This window comes from Cupriavidus sp. SIMBA_020 (assembly GCF_046535395.1).
Classification (GTDB): domain Bacteria; phylum Pseudomonadota; class Gammaproteobacteria; order Burkholderiales; family Burkholderiaceae; genus Cupriavidus; species Cupriavidus campinensis.
On record NZ_JAWRWU010000471.1, the window covers coordinates 1 to 276 of the forward strand.

General features: G+C 72.1%; 1 pseudogene. It reads left to right on the forward strand.

Annotated features, from left to right (window positions below):
• Positions 1–276 (forward strand): annotated as a pseudogene (locus tag SB751_RS30105) (MFS transporter); the annotation flags it as partial.

Sequence of the window (276 nt, forward strand, 5' to 3'; positions counted from 1 at the left end):
GGGTGTTCCCGCACGGCATGGCGCTGGGGCTGGGCTCGGTCGGCTTCGGCACGCTGGCCGCCTTCGTGGCGCTGTACTACGCCAGCTTCTCATGGGAGGGCGCGGCGCACGCGCTCAGCGCGTTCGGCTGTGCCTTCATCGGGGTGCGCCTGCTGTTCGCCGGCACCATCACGCGCTTTGGCGGCTTCAAGGTGGCGCAGGTGTCGTTCCTGGTGGAAGCGGCGGGCTTGGCGCTGCTGTGGCTGGCGCCCAATCCCGGCGCCGCGCTGGTGGGCG